Origin of the sequence: Streptomyces sp. E-08, assembly GCF_049913095.1 — a bacterium.
Classification (GTDB): domain Bacteria; phylum Actinomycetota; class Actinomycetes; order Streptomycetales; family Streptomycetaceae; genus Streptomyces.
This window is the reverse complement of sequence record NZ_CP183971.1, coordinates 7560777-7577633: the sequence shown is the minus strand read 5'-3', so window position 1 is coordinate 7577633 and position 16857 is coordinate 7560777. Positions and strand designations below refer to the sequence as shown.

General features: G+C 74.5%; 11 protein-coding genes. 5 read left to right on the top strand and 6 right to left on the bottom strand.

Going from position 1 to position 16857, the window contains the following annotated elements; translation table 11 throughout:
- The first annotated feature begins 126 nt into the window (after positions 1 to 126).
- Positions 127 to 672, top strand: coding sequence for a helix-turn-helix domain-containing protein (locus ACN9MM_RS34815; RefSeq protein ID WP_426367737.1), 546 nt, complete (start codon positions 127 to 129; stop codon positions 670 to 672).
- Positions 673 to 732: 60 nt separating this feature from the next.
- Here ACN9MM_RS34815 and ACN9MM_RS34810 read toward each other — a convergent pair whose 3' ends face one another.
- Positions 733 to 2619 (bottom strand): AMP-dependent synthetase/ligase, encoded by a 1887-nt coding sequence (locus ACN9MM_RS34810; protein ID WP_426367736.1) that lies wholly within the window; start codon positions 2617 to 2619, stop codon positions 733 to 735.
- Positions 2620 to 2703: 84 nt separating this feature from the next.
- Positions 2704 to 3237, bottom strand: a complete 534-nt coding sequence (locus ACN9MM_RS34805; protein WP_426367735.1) for a winged helix-turn-helix transcriptional regulator — start codon at positions 3235 to 3237, stop codon at positions 2704 to 2706.
- Between the two features lie 43 nt (positions 3238 to 3280).
- Between ACN9MM_RS34805 and ACN9MM_RS34800 the strand changes: the two genes are divergently transcribed.
- Complete coding sequence (locus ACN9MM_RS34800; RefSeq protein WP_426367734.1) at positions 3281 to 4096, top strand: class I SAM-dependent methyltransferase; 816 nt, start codon at positions 3281 to 3283, stop codon at positions 4094 to 4096.
- Positions 4097 to 4137: 41 nt separating this feature from the next.
- Here the strand turns inward: ACN9MM_RS34800 and ACN9MM_RS34795 are convergent, their stop codons facing one another.
- Positions 4138 to 5418, bottom strand: a complete 1281-nt coding sequence (locus tag ACN9MM_RS34795; protein WP_426367733.1) for a serine hydrolase domain-containing protein — start codon at positions 5416 to 5418, stop codon at positions 4138 to 4140.
- A gap of 204 nt (positions 5419 to 5622) precedes the next feature.
- On the bottom strand, positions 5623 to 7062 hold the full coding sequence (locus tag ACN9MM_RS34790; RefSeq protein WP_426367732.1) for an MFS transporter: 1440 nt from the start codon (positions 7060 to 7062) through the stop codon (positions 5623 to 5625).
- Between the two features lie 92 nt (positions 7063 to 7154).
- Between ACN9MM_RS34790 and ACN9MM_RS34785 the strand changes: the two genes are divergently transcribed.
- Complete coding sequence (locus ACN9MM_RS34785; RefSeq protein WP_426367731.1) at positions 7155 to 8081, top strand: LysR family transcriptional regulator; 927 nt, start codon at positions 7155 to 7157, stop codon at positions 8079 to 8081.
- Between the two features lie 26 nt (positions 8082 to 8107).
- On the opposite strand, the gene ACN9MM_RS34780 is transcribed toward ACN9MM_RS34785, so the two are convergent.
- Positions 8108 to 9511 (bottom strand): sulfatase family protein, encoded by a 1404-nt coding sequence (locus ACN9MM_RS34780; protein ID WP_426367730.1) that lies wholly within the window; start codon positions 9509 to 9511, stop codon positions 8108 to 8110.
- 367 nt (positions 9512 to 9878) lie between these two features.
- Here ACN9MM_RS34780 and ACN9MM_RS34775 point away from each other — a divergent pair, with 367 nt between their 5' ends.
- Positions 9879 to 10676 (top strand): VOC family protein, encoded by a 798-nt coding sequence (locus ACN9MM_RS34775; RefSeq protein WP_426367729.1) that lies wholly within the window; start codon positions 9879 to 9881, stop codon positions 10674 to 10676.
- Positions 10677 to 10718: 42 nt separating this feature from the next.
- Positions 10719 to 11519, top strand: a complete 801-nt coding sequence (locus ACN9MM_RS34770) for a crotonase/enoyl-CoA hydratase family protein (RefSeq protein WP_426367728.1) — start codon at positions 10719 to 10721, stop codon at positions 11517 to 11519.
- A 464-nt stretch (positions 11520 to 11983) separates the two neighbouring features.
- Here ACN9MM_RS34770 and ACN9MM_RS34765 read toward each other — a convergent pair whose 3' ends face one another.
- Complete coding sequence (locus ACN9MM_RS34765; protein WP_426367727.1) at positions 11984 to 16837, bottom strand: DNA repair ATPase; 4854 nt, start codon at positions 16835 to 16837, stop codon at positions 11984 to 11986.
- Positions 16838 to 16857: the final 20 nt, after the last annotated feature.

Sequence of the window (16857 nt, the reverse complement as noted above, 5' to 3'; positions counted from 1 at the left end):
GTACGAAACCGTCTCCGGGCCGTCTCCGGGCCGGGGCCGCGCGCCGCGTAGGGTGCGGGTCATGCGCCGTGGAACAGGACGAACGGCGCCACGGGGCGGGAAGGGACGGGACCGACCATGGAGGCCGTGAACACACCGCGGGTGGGCGCCGCCGTGCGCCGCCGGCGACGGGCACTGGACCTGACGCTCGCCGAGGTGGCGCGCAGCAGCGGGCTCTCGTCGCCGTTCCTGAGCCAGATCGAGAACGACCGGGCGCGCCCCAGCATGCGCTCGCTCCAGCGGATCGCGGACGCCCTCGGGACGACGGCGGTCCAGCTGCTCGCCGCCTCCGACGAGACCCGCACGGTCGACGTGGTGCGCGCGGACGACGACAGCGGCCTCGACCGGGAGGCGCGCGTCCGGCCGGTGGTCCGCGGCCGTCATCAGCTGCACGCGCTGGAGTTCGTCGGCGCGCACGAGGCGGACCGCGAGTTCCGGCACCGCAACGACGAGCTGCTGTACGTGGCGGACGGTTCCGTGGAGGTGGAGGCCGACGGTCGCGTCCACCGGCTCGGCCGCGGGGACACGCTGCTGCTGTCCGGTGGCGTGCGGCACCGCTGGCGCACCACCGAACCGGGCTCACGGGTCCTCGCCGTCGCGATCGGCGACCACGTGGAGGTACTGGAGTCCTGAGCCCGGACCGGTCGTGCCCGCTCGTGCGATCGGCCCGAACCCCCTTCTGCGGAGCGGGCGTCAGGCCTCGCGGGCTCCCTCGTACATCGCCTCGACGACCTCGGCGTACTCGCGCTCCACGACGGGGCGCTTCACCTTGAGGCTCGGGGTGAGTTCGCCGTGCTCGACGTCGAGGTCGCGCGGCAGCACGGCGAACTTCTTGATCGTCTGCCACCGCTGCAGGTCGCCGTTGACGCGCTGGACGAAGCCGTCGATCAGCGCGTGCACCTCCGGCGAGGAGACGACCTCGGCGTAACCGCGGCCCCCGAGGCCGTTCGACGCCGCCCAGGGCATGATGACGCTCTCGTCGAGCGCGATCAGGGCGGTGCAGTAGTTGCGGCCGTTTCCGATGACCAGGATGTTGCTGACGAACGGGCAGACGGCCTTGAACCGGCCCTCGATCTCCGTGGGCGCGACGTACTTGCCGCCCGAGGTCTTGAACAGGTCCTTCTTGCGGTCGGTGATCCGGAGGAAGCCCTCCTTGTCGACCTCGCCGATGTCCCCGGTACGGAACCAGCCGTCGCTCTCCAGGACTTCGGCGGTCTTCTCCGGAAGGTTGTGGTAGCCGCGCATGATCCCGGGGCCGCGCAGGAGGATCTCGCCGTCCTCGGCGATCCGGACCTCGGTGCCGGGAAGCGGCCTGCCGACCGTGCCCACCCGGTAGTCGTCGGCCGGGTTGACGGTGCACCCCGCGCTGGTCTCCGTGAGGCCGTAGCCCTCCAGGACGGGCACGCCCGCGCCGGCGAAGAAGTAGCCGATGTCGGGGGCGAGGGCGGCGCTGCCCGAGGCGCTGCCCCGGAGCTCGCCGCCGAACGCCGCCCGGATCCTGCCGTAGACCAGCTTGTCGGCGAGGGCGTGCTGCGCGGTCAGCCAGAGGGGCACCGTGCGGGTCCCCGTCGCCACCAGGCTCTCCTGGCCGGTCCTGGCGTGCTCGCGGGCGACCTTCGCCGCCCACCGGAAGATCCTGTACTTCGCGCCGCCCTCGGCCCGGGCCTTCGCGGCGATGCCGTTGTAGACCTTCTCGAAGACCCTCGGCGCCGAGGCCATCACGGTCGGCCGGACGACGGGCAGGTTGGTGACGATGCGGTCGATCCGCCCGTCCACCGCGATCACGTGCCCGGTCCGCACCTGACCGGAGATCAGGGCCTTGCCGAAGACGTGGGACAGCGGCAGCCACAGGAACTGCACGTCGTCGGGTTCGAGGAGGCCGCTGACCTCCTGGGCGACGCCCTGGTAGGACCAGCAGTCGTGCACCAGGCGCACGCCCTTGGGACGGCCGGTGGTCCCGGAGGTGTAGATCAGGGTGGCGAGTTGCTCGCGCTCGATGGCCCCGACCGCCGTCTCGACCGCCTCCGGGTGCTCCTGGAGGTACGCCGTGCCGCGCGCCTCCAGCTCGGCGAGGCTCAGCACCTCCAGGCCCTTGACCTGCGGGAGGTCCGCCTCCGGGTCGAAGAGGATCGCGTGGCGGAGCTCCGGCAGCCGGTCCGTGTGCTCGGCGGCCTTGGCGAGTTGGGCGGCGTTCTCGACGAAGATCGCCCGGCTGCCGGAGTCGGCGAGGATGTACGCCGTCTCGTCGGCGTCGGTGCTCGGGTAGACGGCGGTCGCGGCGGCGCCCGCGCACATCACTCCCAGGTCGGCGAAGATCCACTCCACCCGGGTCGAGGAGGAGATGGCCACCCGCTCCTCGGTCCTCAGCCCGAGGGCGAGCAGGCCGGCCGCGATCGCCGTCACGCGCTCGGCCGCCTGGGCCCAGGTCAGCGAGCGCCACTCCTCGGCGCCGGGCACTCCCTGTCCGGCCGGCACGGGGTAGCGGTAGGCCTCCCGGTCGGGCGTGGCCGCGACCCGCGAGAGGAAGAGGTGCGCCACCGAACGCGGCCGGTTGTCGAGCTGGTACTGCGCGGAACTCATGGCGACCTCCGGGCCCAGTGTGCCCGCCAACGTTGTTGACCGGCAGGTAACTTGTGCGCAGAGGTGAGGCTAAGGGGTAACCCGTCACCGCGTAAGGGGTCGGTCGGCGTCCGTCTCGCCCCCCTGTGCCGCGATCAGCGGGCCCAGGAGCCGTGTGCCCGGCCCGACCCGGCCGCCGGGGCCGGGGAGTTGGGTCGTTCCGGCGACCGTGAGCGGCTCCCGGCAGGCGTCGCAGGCCACGACGGGGGTGGCGACGTGCCCGCAGGCGTCGTGGCGGATCCGGGCGGGCGGGCCGGCGGGCCCGGCGTACCACTTGTCGCCCCACGCCATCAGGGCGAGCAGGACGGGGTAGAGCTCCTGCCCCTTCTCGGTGGGCACGTACTCCTCGCGCGGCGGACTGTCCTGGTACCGCTCGCGCGCGAGCACGCCCTCCTCGACGAGCCGGGCGAGGCGCGCCGCGAGGACCTTGCGGGAGAGGCCGAGATCCTCCGCCAGCTCGTCGAAGCGGCGGATGCCGACGAGGACGTCACGCATGATCAGGGCCGTCCAGGCGTCGCCGAACAGGTCGGTCGCGCGGGCGATCGAGCACGCGACGTCGGAGAGCGGGGTTCGGGTCACCGCCCCATCCTATCCACCTTGGGTTCCCTCAGGGAACTGGACGATGCTAGGTTTACTCGGGGAACCCACCCCGCACGTCGAGGGAGCCGTCATGCCCGTCGCCCCGCACATCGCACTCGACTCGGCCGGGCCCACGGCCGTCGACGGCCGCCACATCCGGGCCCTGACCTTCCAGTCCGTACGCCTCGCCTACCTGCGGCACGTGCTCTCCCGGCTGGACCTCCCGGCGGATGGCGGCCGGGCGCTCGTGATCGGCAGCGGGCGCGGCCTGCTGGCCCGCGGACTCGCCCGGCTCGGCTTCGAGGTCGTCGCCGCCGACCCCTCCCCCGCCGCGACCGCGCTCGCCGCGGCGGCGGACGACGGCCTCGGCGTCACCTACCTGACGTCACCCGCGGAGGAACTCGACCTGCAGAGCGGCTCGTTCGACCTCGTGTACTGCGCCGACACCCTGGAGATCACCGAGCGGCCGGACGACGTCCTCGCCCGGGCCGCGCGCGTCCTGCGCCGCGGCGGAGCGTTCGTGTACGACACGGTGAACCGCACCCCCGTGTCCCGCCTCATCTACCTCGGGGCCTTCCAGGCGTTCCCCGGCACCCGGATCATGCCCCGCGGCCGGTACGCCGCGCACCGCCTGCGCCGCCCGGCGGAGCTCGCCGAGGCCCTGGGCCGGGCGGGCCTGTCCACGCGGGACGTCACGTCGTTCAAGCCGCGCGCCGTACGCAGCCTGGTGCGGGCCACGCACGGACGCAGGCGCGGCAGACTGACCGACGAGCAGCTGCCGGGCCTCGTCGACATGGTGCTCCGGCCGGACGGCAGCCCGGTGGTGACGTACCTGGGGTACGCGGTCCGCCGGGCCTGAGCCGCCTTCGGTGCCCTCCGGCCGGGCAGAGCGGTCCGGTCCTACGGACGCGGCTTCCAGGACCCCGGGCCCCGGTCGTCCAGCAGGGCGCAGACGAACTGTTCCTCGACCGCGCGCAGCCGGGCCAGCAGGGCGGGGTCCCGCGTGGCCTGGGCGGCGACGGAGATCGTGACGGCGCGGCGGCCGTCCCGGGTGGCCGCGGCGAACTGCGTGTAGCCGGGGGTGTTGCCGGTGTGGCCGAGGACCGTGCCGCACCGGGTGGTGTAGCGGAAGAGCGCCAGACCGGCCGCGTTGGCCCCCGGGCCGGCCGGCTCGGAGGCGCCGCCGGGGAGGAAGTCCTGCTGCGCGCGGCGGGTGGCGGGGGTCAGCAGCTCCGGTCCCGCGTAGCCGCCGATGAACCTGTTCAGGTCGGCGGGGGTGGAGACGATGCCGCCGGACGCCCAGGCCCCGGAGGCGCTGATCGCCTCGCTCACGTCCTCGGGCGGCTCGCCGGGCGTGGTGTCGTAGCCGTGCAGGAAGGGGCGGGGCAGCAGATGGCCCTGCGGGAGGCTGGTCCCGGTGAGGTCGAGCGGGCGGTACACGAGCTGGCGCAGCAGCGACTCGTAGGGGCGCCCGGTGGCCTGCTCGGCCATCAGGGCGACCGCGATGTTGTCCGAGTTGGAGTAGGCGTAGCGGCTGCCCGGCGGGAAGGCGAGCGGCTGCCCGGCCACGAAGTCGAGCAGCCGCCGGGAGTCGAAGTGGTGCCGGGGGTCGGCGCGGACGATGTCCTGGAACGCCTGGCTCTTGCTGTAGTCCGGGAGTCCGCTGGTGTGCTGGAGCAGCTGACGCAGGGTCACTGCGTGCCAGGCCGCGGGCAGTTCGGGCAGCCACCGGCCGATCGTGTCGTTCAGGCCGAGGGCCCGCCGGTCCACGAGGCTCAGCGCGACCGCGCCGCTGAAGGCCTTCGCCGCGCTGGCGATGCGCATGTGGTCGTCGGGCCGGGGCGGGCGCCCCGTGCCGAGCTCTGCCGTGCCGGCCCGGTAGACCTGGCGTACGCCGTCCCGGGTCAGTACCGCGATCGCGCCGGGCGGGCCGCCCGGTGCCCCCACCAGACCGGCGAGGGCCCGCTGGAGTGCCGGGTCGCGGTGACCGGAGTCGTGCGGCACCGGGCCGGGCGGGGTCGCGGCGACCGGTCCGGCCGCGGCGCCGCTCAGGACGGCGGCCGCCGTGACCGCCCCGACGGCCGCCGCGCGGAGCCGGCGCCCCGGGCGAGGTCCGGTACGGCCGGGGGCGGAGCTCGTGGAACTCCGGCCGCCGTGCGCGGCGGGGACACGTCGGGGCATGCGCTACCTCCTCGGTGGCGGGACGAGGAACGGCGCGCGGCGCGCGGTCCGGACGCGGTCGGGCGTCCGGGCGTCCGGGCGTCCGGGCGCTCCTCGGACACCGGGCCGTGTCGTTCCTGGGTTCGGCCACCCTCTCGCGGAGCGGGCCGCGCCGCGCGGCGCCTGCGCCATCCGGCCCACACCCGCGCCCCGCGGACCCCGCCCTCAGGCTCCGGTGGCCGTCCGCTCCCCGGACCCGCCCCGGTAGCCGAGGACGACCAGGGCGGTGGCGGCCAGGACGACCGCGCCCGCCGTGCGCAGCGCCGGGCTCATCGCGTCGGCGAAGGACCCGACGCGGGCGTCGGCCTGGTGCGCGGCGAGCACGGTGCCGGTGACGGCCACACCGAGGGCTGCACCGATCTCCCGCGCCGAGGTGCCGAGGCCGGAACCGAGGCCCGCCCGGTCGGTGGGGAGGGAGGTGACGACGCCGACGGTCAGGGCGGGCATGCACAGCCCGGTGCCGGCCGATATGACGAGCAGCCAGCAGGCGTACAGCGCGTACGGCGTGGCCGCTCCGGCGGTGGAGACCCCCAGGAGTCCGGCGCCGATGAGGAGGAGCCCGGTGGCGACGGCGGGGCGCGGGCCCGAGGCGGCCTGCCAGCGGGTCGCGACCTTGGGGAAGAGGGCCATGCCGAGGGTGAGCGGGACGATGGCGAGCCCGGTGAGGGCGGGGCCGTACCCCTTGACGTACTGGAGGTACTGCGAGTTGGCGTAGAAGAGCGAGAAGAGGCCGAAGAACCCTGTGGCGGTGCCGAGGACGGCGGCGCGCAGCCGCCGGGAGCGGAAGACCCGCGGGTCGAACAGGGCGGCCGGCGAGCGGAGCGCGTACCAGGTGAACAGGCCGGTCAGTGCCGCGCCCACCGCGAAGAGGACGAGGATGCGGGGGGAGGTCCAGCCGTGCGCCGGGCCTTCGATGATGCCGGCGAGGAGGGCGACGAGGGCCGCGACGAGCAGCAGGGTGCCGCGGGGGTCGGGGCGCCCGTGCGCGGAGCGCTCGGTGCGCGGGACGGCGACCGCGACGGTCCAGGCCAGGACCGCGGCGAGCGGGACCATCAGCCAGAACAGGGCCCGCCAGGAGAGGAACTGACCGACCGCTCCCCCGCCGGCGTTGCCCGCGAGACCGCCCAGGCCGACGGCGAGGGTCCACGAGGCGAGGGCTCCGGCCCGGCGTTCCGGCCCGGCGAGCCGCACGAGGATCGACATGGTCGCGGGCATGACGCAGGCGGCCCCCGCGCCGGACACCCCGCGGCCGGCGATCAGCAGCGCCGGTGACGTCGCCAGGGCACTGATCGCCGCCCCCGTGGCGAACAGCGCCAGACCGGCGAGCAGCACGCCCTTGCGGCCCCGGCGGTCGCCGAGTGCTCCGGCGGGGATGAGCAGTCCGGCGAAGACGATGACGTACGCGTCCACCGTCCACAGCAGTTCGGTGGCGGACGGATGGAGGGTGGAGGCGGCCAGTTGCGGGATGAGGAGGTTGATGGCGGCGACCATGCTCTGCGCGACGAGGACGCAGGCGCAGAGGGCGAGCAGGGTCGGCCGGGTGAGCGGGCCCGGCGCGGTGTCGGCCGGGGCGGAGGGAGGCGGTGAGAGGGCAGGCGAGGACATGGCTCCTCCGGGGAGCGTCGTGGTGAGGGGATGTGCGCCCACCGTAGGCTCGGCCCGTGGATTACTTCCAGTGCATCTTTCGCAAGGGGTGAGTGCGTGTGACGCAATCCGTGGAGCCGACCGGTCTCGACCTCAATCTTCTGCTCGCCCTCGACGTCCTCCTCGACGAACAGAGCGTGCGGGGAGCGGCCAGGCGGCTGCACCTGTCCGAACCGGCCACCAGCCGCACGCTGGGCCGGATCCGCAAGGCGCTCGGGGATCCGATCCTGGTGCGCGCGGGGCGGGCGATGGTGCCGACACCGTACGCGCTGTCCGTCCGGGCCGAGGTCGGCGCGGTCGTGGAGCGGGCCAGGGCGCTGTTCGCGGCCTCGGGGCCCACCGATCTCCGCACCGTCGCACGGACGTTCACGGTGCTCGGTCAGGACGCCCACGCCGCACAGCTGGGCCCCGCCCTCCTGGCGCGGGCGGGCCGCGAGGCGCCGCTGACGCGGTTGCGGTTCCTGAACGAGAGCCACGTCGACGCGCCGACGCTGCGGGAGGGGGTCGCCGACCTGGAGATCGGTGTCATCGACACCGTGCACCCCGAGGTGCACACCGAGCACGTCCTGGACGACCGCATGCTCGGGGTCGTCCGGGCGGAACACCCGCTGCTGCGGGGGCGCCTGACCCGGCGGCGGTTCGCGACGGAGGCGGACCACCTGGTCGTGTCGCGCCGGGGCAGGCTGCACGGCCCGGTCGACTCCGCGCTGGCCGAGTACGGGCTGCGGCGCCGGGTGGTGGCGGGCGTCGGCACGTACCCGGCGTCGCTGTTCGTCCTCCGCGACACCGACCTCGTCGGCCTGATCAGCGCGCGGAGCCGGGTACTCGCCGAGTCCCTGGGGCTCGTCACCTTCGACGTCCCCCTCGACCTGCCGCCGCTGCCGGTCGGCCTCGCCTGGCATCCGCGCCACGACGCCGACCCGGCCCACGCCTGGCTGCGCGGCTGCGTGAGGGACCTCCTGCTGGACCGGTCCGGCTGAGCGCGGACCGGTCCGGCGGGCGCGGGTCAGGCGACGCGGTCGGTGGCGAGCCGTGCGGCCAGGGCGGGGATGCCGAGGGCCTGCTCCTGGGCGGGTGTGGCCTGATACAGCTTGTTGGTCAGCTGGTACGGGTCGTCGACCAGGTCGTAGTACTCGCGGAACTTCACCTGGCCGGTGCCGGTCACGGTGCCGTTCCCGTCGGTGGTCAGGTCGTAGTACTCCGTGTACTGCTCGTCCTTGGCCACGTACGAGGACCAGGCGGGCGCGCCCCCGGTACCGGTGCCCTGTTTCCACCATTCCACCAGGAGGTGGTCGCGGCTGTAGCCGGTGAGCAGCGACCGGCCGTCCTGCGGGGCGGCGGGGGTGATGCCGGCGGCGTCGAGGATGGTCGGTGCGATGTCGATGTTCGCGACGATGCGGTTGTCCTGGGTTCCCGCGCCGAGGCCGCCGGCCGGCCACGAGAGGTAGAACGGCACCTCGTGCGCCGGGCGGTAGGGCACCGACTTCGCCGTCCAGCCGTGGTCGCCCCAGCTGAAGCCGTTGTCCCCGATGTAGATGACCAGGGTGTTGTCGAGCTGACCGAGGGCCTGCAGCCGGTCCTTGAAGGCCTGGACCGCGTCGTCGACGGAGAGCAGGGTTCGCAGCTGTTCGGCGCGGATCTGCCGGCCGTCGGCGAGGGTGCCGGTGGCGTTCTTGATGTAGCCCGGTTTGTCGGCGCGGTCGCCCTCGGGGACGGAGGGGCGGCCGTTCCAGTCCGGGACGGCGGTGCCGGCGTACTTGGCCTCGGGGGTGCGCGGGCCGTGGGACGCGTAGGGCGTGACGTAGGCGAACCAGGGCCGGGGGTCGGTGGCGGCCTTGTCGAGGAACTTCAGGGTGCGGTTCCTGACGACGGTGGTGGTGTAGCCGTCGATCGTCTGGACGGCGCCGTCGACGTTCCAGCGGGCGTCGACGTACCCGGGCTGGAGGAGGGCGAACTCCTCGAAGTGCGGCGGGTTGTCCTCCAGGGTCCAGGAGTTGAGGTACTTGCCGAAGAGGCCGGTGCGGTAGCCCGCGTCCTTGAGGTACTTCTGCACGGTGGTGTTCTGGTCGAGCGCGTACGAGGCCTTGTTGTTGCGCACGCCGTGGTTGTGGGCGTGGCGGCCGGAGAACACGCTGGAGCGCGAGGGGGCGCACAGCGGGGTGGTGACGTGACCGTCGGTGAACCTCACGCCCTGCTCGGCGAGCCAGGCGACGGTCTTGGGCAGCGCCCATTCGGTGTGCTTGGGCTGGTCGTCGGTGACGATCAGCAGGATGTTCGGCCGGGCGGCGGCAGCGGCGGGGCCGGCCGCGGCGACCTGCGCGACGGCGGGCACGGCGGTCGCGGCCGCGACGGCGGCGGCGCCGCCGAGGAAGCCTCGCCGGCTCACCTGCGGGCGTCGGTTCTCGCTCATGGTGTCCGTTCCTCTGGGTGCGTGGGCACAGGGGGCGCCCGCGCGCGAACGGCGGTCGGTGCCGCCGCCGGGCACGGTGCGGAAGGGGAAGAGACGGGAGTCGGGCGGAGGCCGCCGGGTGGGGATCCCGTGGGGGGAGGGGGCGCGTTCAGCGCGCCGGGGCGACCGTACACAGGGCGCTCGCCACGTGCCCCTGGTCGACGTGGCGGCGCGCAGTGAGGATTCCTGCTGCCATGGCCACGACAATATGGGGAGGGGGCCCGCAGTTCCATGTACGGCGGATGAAATGGCGTACCTACCGGCCGACGGGCAGGAGGCGGTGTCCGGTGCCAGGGTGAGCCGTACTGGATCCGCGAAAGGAATCACCATGCTCACCACTGCCTTCGTGCCGGGCTCCCCCTGCTGGCTCGACCTCGGCGCCCCCGACGTACCGGCCGCCGCGGCCTTCTACGGCGCCGTGCTCGGCTGGGAGTACGAGCCCATGGGCGAGGGGCAGGACGCGGAGGGCGGGATGCTGCGGAAGGACGGGAAGGTCGTCGCCGGGCTCGGGAAGCTGACCGAACCCGGCGCGCGCTCGGCCTGGATGATCTACTACTCCGTCGCCGACGCCGACGCCACGACCCGGGCGGTGGAGGACGCGGGCGGCACGGTCCGGGTGGCGCCGAGGAGCTTCGGCGAGCAGGGCCGGATGGCCCAGTACAGCGACCCGCTCGGGGGACAGTTCGCCGTCTGGCAGGCGGGCGACATCAAGGGCGCCGAGCTGGTGGACGAGCCGGGCTCGCTGAGCTGGACCGAGCTGTACACGACCGACGCGGCGGCCGCGAAGGCCTTCTACGGCGGGGTCCTCGGCTGGTGGTTCGAGGACATGGCACTGCCGGAGGGCGCGGGCACGTACAGCCTCATCACCCCCGCGGGGCTTCCCGCGGAACGCATGCACGGCGGCCTCATGCAGCTGTCCGCGGAGGATCTCGACATCGCGGGCGGACGGCCGTACTGGCACCCCGTCTTCGCCGTCGCCGACTGCGACGCCACGGTCGCCGAGGTCACCCGGAAGGGCGGGAGCGTCCAGATGGGGCCGGTGGACATGGAGGGGGTCGGCCGGCTCGCCGTCTGTCTCGACCCGTCGGGCGCCGACTTCGTGGTCCTCACCCCGCCCGCGGGCTGACCCGGTCTGGAAACGGGGCCGCCGCCCCGTGAGAATGCCCCCATGACCGATGCAGCAGCGACACCGGCGGAGCACGACACCGTCCGCGTCGAGCGCGACGGGCCCGTGACCACGGTGATCCTGTCCCGGCCCGCCGCCCGCAACGCCGTGGACGGGCCGACGGCGGAGCGACTGGCGGACGCCTTCCGCTCGTTCGAGGCCGACGAGGACGCCGCGGTCGCGGTGCTGTGGGGCGAGGGCGGGACGTTCTGCGCGGGCGCCGACCTCAAGGCCGTCGGGACACCGCGCGGGAACCGGGTGGCGCCCGACGGCGACGGCCCGATGGGGCCGACCCGGCTGCGGCTGACCAAACCGGTCGTCGCGGCCGTCAGCGGCCATGCCGTGGCCGGCGGCCTCGAACTGGCCCTCTGGTGCGACCTGCGCGTGGTCGAGGAGGACGCCGTCTTCGGGGTGTTCTGCCGCCGGTGGGGCGTGCCCCTGATCGACGGCGGCATGGTCCGGCTGCCGCGGCTGATCGGCGAGAGCCGCGCCATGGACCTCATCCTGACCGGCCGTCCGGTCCCCGCCTCCGAGGCGTACGACATCGGGCTCGCGAACCGTCTCGTACCGTCGGGCGGAGCGCGGGCGGCGGCGGAGGAACTCGCCCGGGAGATCGCCGGGTTCCCCCAGCAGTGCCTGCGCCACGACCGGCTGTCCGTGCGCGAGCAGCACGGCCTGCCCGAGCCCGAGGCCCTGGCGGCCGAACTGCGGCACGGCATGGTGCCCCTGTCAGCAGGCGAAACCCTGTCGGGCGCCGCCCGCTTCGCGGCCGGGGCGGGACGACACGGCTCGTTCACGGCCTGAGCCGTCCGGGTCACCCCCTGGGGTGTCCGCTCCCCCGTGATCGGCCGTACGAGGCCGCTGTCGACCGCTCCCGGCGCGTCGGTTCCGCTCCGGCGACCGCGCCGGAAGGCCCGCCTCCCGCGTCTGTCACCTCGCGGGGACAGGGAGGGGCCTGTTCCGCCGAAGCGCGTCCGCCGAGGGCACGCCCACGGGGCAGGGACCGGCGAACACGCCCTGGTCGATCCTCCAGCCCCCGCCCCGCGCGGGGAGCGATTTCCGGCCTCCGCACCAGTCGTCCGCCCTCCCTCCCCCGGGCTTCACTGGCTCGGAACCGCAGCCGCACCTGCGCCGGCTGATCGAGCGGCTGACCGTCCGCTCGTCCACGCAGACCCCGCTCCTGACCCGGCGGGCCCTGTGCGCGCTGTAGCTTCACCTCCCGCTCGCGGAAGGTGTCGCTGTCGCACACCTGGCAGCGGATCGGCCTGTCACCGATCGCCGCGTGCACCGGCTTGGCCGTGCGGGGGCTCGCTCTGTCCGCCGCTTCCGGCGGTGTTCGGGTACGGGTGGGGCGCCTCGGTGGCGCGGAGGATCGCGGTCTCGACGGCCGTGACGCGGTCGGCGAGCAGGGTGAGGGCGGCGACCGCCCGGGACAGGGCGTCGTCCCCGGGGCCGCCGAGGGCGCGTGTCCGGGCGGCGGTCAGTTCGGCCCGGCGCGCGGCCTGTGCGGGGGTGAGGGTGCCGCGGAGGGCGGCGAGCGCGAGGAGGTTGGCCTCGGCGTCGGTGGTGAGGGTCTGGGCCTCGGCGGTGTAGTGGTCGTCGACGAGGGCGCCGACCTCGGCGCCGTCCATGACGGGCGAGATGCGGGCCGCGATCCTGTTCATCGTGCGGTAGGACCCCTGGAGCCTGAACGGCGGTTCCGTGCGGGTCTCGTCGGCGGTGGCGGCGGAGGCGATGTACGCCTCGTTGACGGCGAGGACCGTCTCGCGGGCGGTGAGGAGGTGCCGGAGGACGGCGAGGACCTCGTCGAGTTCGGCCGGGTCGTAGGCGTGGGCGAGCCGGTCGCGGCGGGCGGCCGGGTCCCCTGCCGCGAGGCGGGTCAGCAGTTCCAGGTCGGCGCGGTCGCGGCCGGCGAGCGGGGCGAGGACCGGGTGGGACGTGAGGGCGTTCTCGACGAAGCTGAACGCGAAGGCCTCCTCCTTGCCGGTGAGGACGTCGCCGAGGTTCCACACGTCGGCCCGGTTGGCGAGCATGTCCGGTACGCGGAAGGCCCGTCCGGACTCGGTGTACGGGTTCCCGGCCATGCAGACGGCGAAGCGCTTGCCGCGCAGGTCGTGCCCGTTCAGGGTGCGGGTGGCGTCGCAGAGGGGGATGAACTTCTGCAGGAACTCCGGTGAGGCGTGCTGGATGTCGTCCACGTACAGCAGCACGTTGTTGGCGGCGGCCAGGGCGAACGCGATCTTCTCCAGCTCCCGCCGGGCGGCGGCGTCGGGGGCCGCGGCGGGGTCGAGGGAGGTCGTGCGCGGTCCGAGGGCGGGTCCGTCGACCTTGACGAGGAGCAGGCCGAGGCGTTCGGCGACGTACTCGACGAGGGTGGTCTTGCCGTAGCCGGGCGGGGAGAGGAGCAGCAGCAGTCCGTGGGAGTCGGCGCGCTTGGCGTCCCCGGCCGCGCCGAGCTGCTTGGCGAGGCTGTCGCCGACGAGCGGGAGGTACACCTCGTCCACGAGCCGGTTGCGGACGAAGGACGACATGACCCGGGGGCGGTACTCGTCCACGCGGAGCCGGGCGCGCTCGCGGGCGAGGAGATCCGCCCGCTGCCGCTGGTAGGCGCGGAAGGCAGGCACGTCGTGGTCGGCGAACTCCCTTGTCCTGGACAGGAATTCGTCGAGCCGCAGCTCCAGCGAGCGGGCGCGTACCCGGGGGTGGCCGCCCAGGAGTCCGGTGACCGTCGCCGTGGTCGGGGCGGTGACCTCGTAGCGGTCGAGCCCGGGGCACAGTTCGACGGCGACGGCCTCGGCGAGCACGCCGGCGTCGTGCGGTTCCCCGGACACCGAGGCGTACGAGGTGAGCCAGGCCTCGGCGAGCTGACGCCGTGCGCCCGGCTCGGTGAGGGCGGCGAGGGCGTCGTCGTAGGCGGAGGAGCCGACGGTGCGGCGGAACTTCTCCAGCAGGGTGCGCGCCGCTCCGGAGACGGCGAACCCCGGTGGCCCGGAGGCGAGTTCGGCGATCAGGTACGCGGCCGCCGACGCGTCTCCCGTCGCCTCCGCCAGCTCCTCCCTGAGCCCGTCGAGGGCGGACTCGGTGCCGAAGAGATCGCGGGCCCGGGTCAGCGCGACGGCGCGGTGGGTCCACTGCTCGCGGGCCTCGGCGGTGGTGGCGTGGGCCCAGAACATCTGGGCGGCGGCGCGGGCCGCCCCGGTGTGACCGAGCGGTCCCGCGCCCTCGCCGAGCTCCAGGACGGCTGCCAGGATCAGGGCCGCGTCGTGGTCGTGGACGCCGTGCTCGTATCCCTCGTCGTAGGCGGCCTCGGCCGCCCGCCGTGCGAGCGCGCCGAGGTCCGCGCCGGCCAGGCCGTCCGCGCCGTGTTCGGCCAGGAGGCGGGCGGCCAGGTGTTCGGCGCGGTAGACCTCCGGGGACTCGGAGGGCAGGGTCCTGCCCCAGAACGGACGGGCCGCGGCGAACGCCGGGTCGGTGACGGGCGCGCGGTAGTCCGTGCCGGTCACGGCGAGGACGAGCGTGTCCCCGTGCGGTACGAGGGTCAGCTCGGGGGCCTGCCGGGTGACGGCGAACCGGTGCCGGCCGAGCCGGATCGTGTCGCCGCCGTCGGAGAACAGCTCGGTACGGTCCCGCAGCGCCCGTCCGGCCTCCTGCCGGGCGGCGGCGAGTCGGCTCTCCAGTTCCTCCGCCCGTACCGGGTCGTCGAGTTCCCGCAGCTCGGCCGTGGTGCGCCGGATCCTGGCGACCATGGGGTCGGAGGCGAAGTACGTGTGCACCTCGTCCAGGCCGGTCAGGTTCACGGCCCGCCGGGCGACGGCCTCCAGGACCCGGCCGGCCGATTCGGCGAGGCGTTCGGCGCGGCGGGCGCGGGCGTCCTGGAGGGACTGGCGGCGCGCGGTGAAGGCGTCGTGGATCTCGGTGCGCCGCTCGGCGAGGCCGGTGAGGAAGCCGTCGTGGTCGGCGAAGCGGGACTCCAGGTTCTCCAGCTGGAGCAGGAGCCGGCCGAACTGTTCGTCGCAGCGCTCGGGGGTGTCGGCGGCGGCCAGCGCGCCCGTGACGGCCTGGCCGAGCAGGGCGAGCTCGGCGGCGAACTCGGCCCGGCCCTCCTGGTCCAGGAGTTCGGCGCGGCGGGCGGCGAGGAGCGCCCGGGCGCGGTTGAGCGCGCCGAGGACGTCGGCGATCCGCGCCAGGATCGAGGCGCGGACGGTCGCGTCGCCGATGTCGAGTCCGGCGATGACCTCGCTGAGCGTGCGCAGCTCGTGGGTGCGCGCGTCGATCCGTTCGGCGGCCGGGCCCGTGCCGGCGACGGTGGTCACGGCCTCGGCCTCGGCGGCGAGCCGTTCCGCCTCGGTGTGGTGGGGGGTGAAGGCGTCGTCGCCCTTGAGGAAGGCGACGGCCCGGCGGGCGGCCGAGGCGATGTCGGCCTCGACGTCGGCGGCGAGGGTGTCGATGCCGTCCGTGTCGGCGTACCGCATGTCCCGCAGGGTCACCAGGTGTCCCTGGGCGTGGCGGAGTTCGGTGATGCGGGAGATCCACTCCCCCGCCGTGGCGGGCGCCTCGCCGCGGACGCGGCGGACGAGGCGGCTGATCTCCTGGGCGGAGTCGGCGAGGGCCTCGGCGGCCTGCCGGGTCAGCGCGGTGACGGTCGCGAACTCGTCGAGGACCTGGGCCGCGGTGGCCCGCAGCTCGGCCAGCGGGGTGCCCAGGTCGCCGGCGTCCGGGTCTCCGAGCCAGTGGTGGACGTCGCCCGCGCGGACGCAGGCGGCGACGAGCGCCTCGTACGTCCCGGCGGCGGGGGTCTGTTCGCCGGCCTGCCGGGCGATCGCCAGGCAGTCGGCGATGCCCCGGACGAGATCGGCGTTGCCAATGCGGGTCAGCGGGCCGTTGCCGGCGGGGCGGGCCCGGGTGTCGGAGACGTACGGCGTGCGCCAGATCTGGACCGGGTGGACCCGGCCCGGTTCGTCGGGGCCGCCGCGGAGCACGGCCATCGTCCCGTCGTCGAGCAGCGCGTACCCGCGGCAGACGACCGGGGTCGCGATCTCCTTGCCGATCAGGTCGTACGGGAGGAGCAGGGTCCGGCCCTCGTCCCGGGTGCGGAAGACGTAGAGGAGGTGCTCCCCGTCGGGGGAGCGGACCGTCCGGTCGAAGGCGAGTCCCTCGGTCTCGGTGTCGAAGGTCCTCACGGCGCCGGAGGCCAGGCAGTAGCCGCCGGGGAAGACGATCCCCTCGTCCTCGGGCAGCCGCAGACAGGCCTGTCCGATGCCGTCGAGTCTGACGACGGTGCCGGTCAGTGTGTTGAAGACGAGGTGGCGGCGGACCTCTTCCCTGTAGGGGCGGATCCGCACCAGGATCAGGGCTCCGACGGTCGCGTGGGCCACCTCGGCGTCGGCGAGGGACTGCAGCGGCTCGTCGACGGGCTCGGTGTGGACGGCCCCGGCGGTGTCGGTGTCGTCGTCGGTCCTGACCGTCAGCGTCCCGCCTGCCGTGGAGACGTACAGGCGGCCGGCGAGCGAGATGCGCGGGTGCCGTCCGGGCACGTGGTCGTCGCGGGTCGTCTCCACCCAGCCGAGGTCGTCGGAGGGGGGCAGGACGTGGTCGCGCTCGCCGCGCGCGTCCAGGAACCGCGTCTCGCCGGAGGGCCCGACGGACCAGCGCAGCACCCGCAGGTCGTCGCCCTGCTCCCCGGTCCGGAAGACGGCGAGGATCCGGCCCTCCGTCCGCCGCAGCCGGACCAGCCGGGCCCCCCGGTAGTAGCGGTGCAGCGCGGAGAACTCCCGTACGAAGTCGGGGTCGTCCAGGAGTCCGGGCACCGCCTGCTCGGGCAGCGGGTTCAGGTCGCGGTCGTGGAGGGTGAGGACGTCGGAGACCGAGACCTCGGAGAGCGCCGCGCCGGACGGCCGGCTGCCGAGGAGCAGCAGGCCGTCGCCGACCGCGACGAGGTCCTGGGGCACGCGGGCCCGCTCGCTGTCGAGGTGCCGCGTGTCGGCGAGGGCGAGCTCGCCGGAGCCGAAGGCCTCGATGCGGGCCTCGTTGAGGGCCCCGGCGCGCCGGGCCAGTTCGGTGGCGCGGGCGGTGAGCCGGTCGCGCAGCACCGTGTACGTGTCCTGGTCGATTCCGGCACCCATCTCGTCCCGCTCCTTGTACG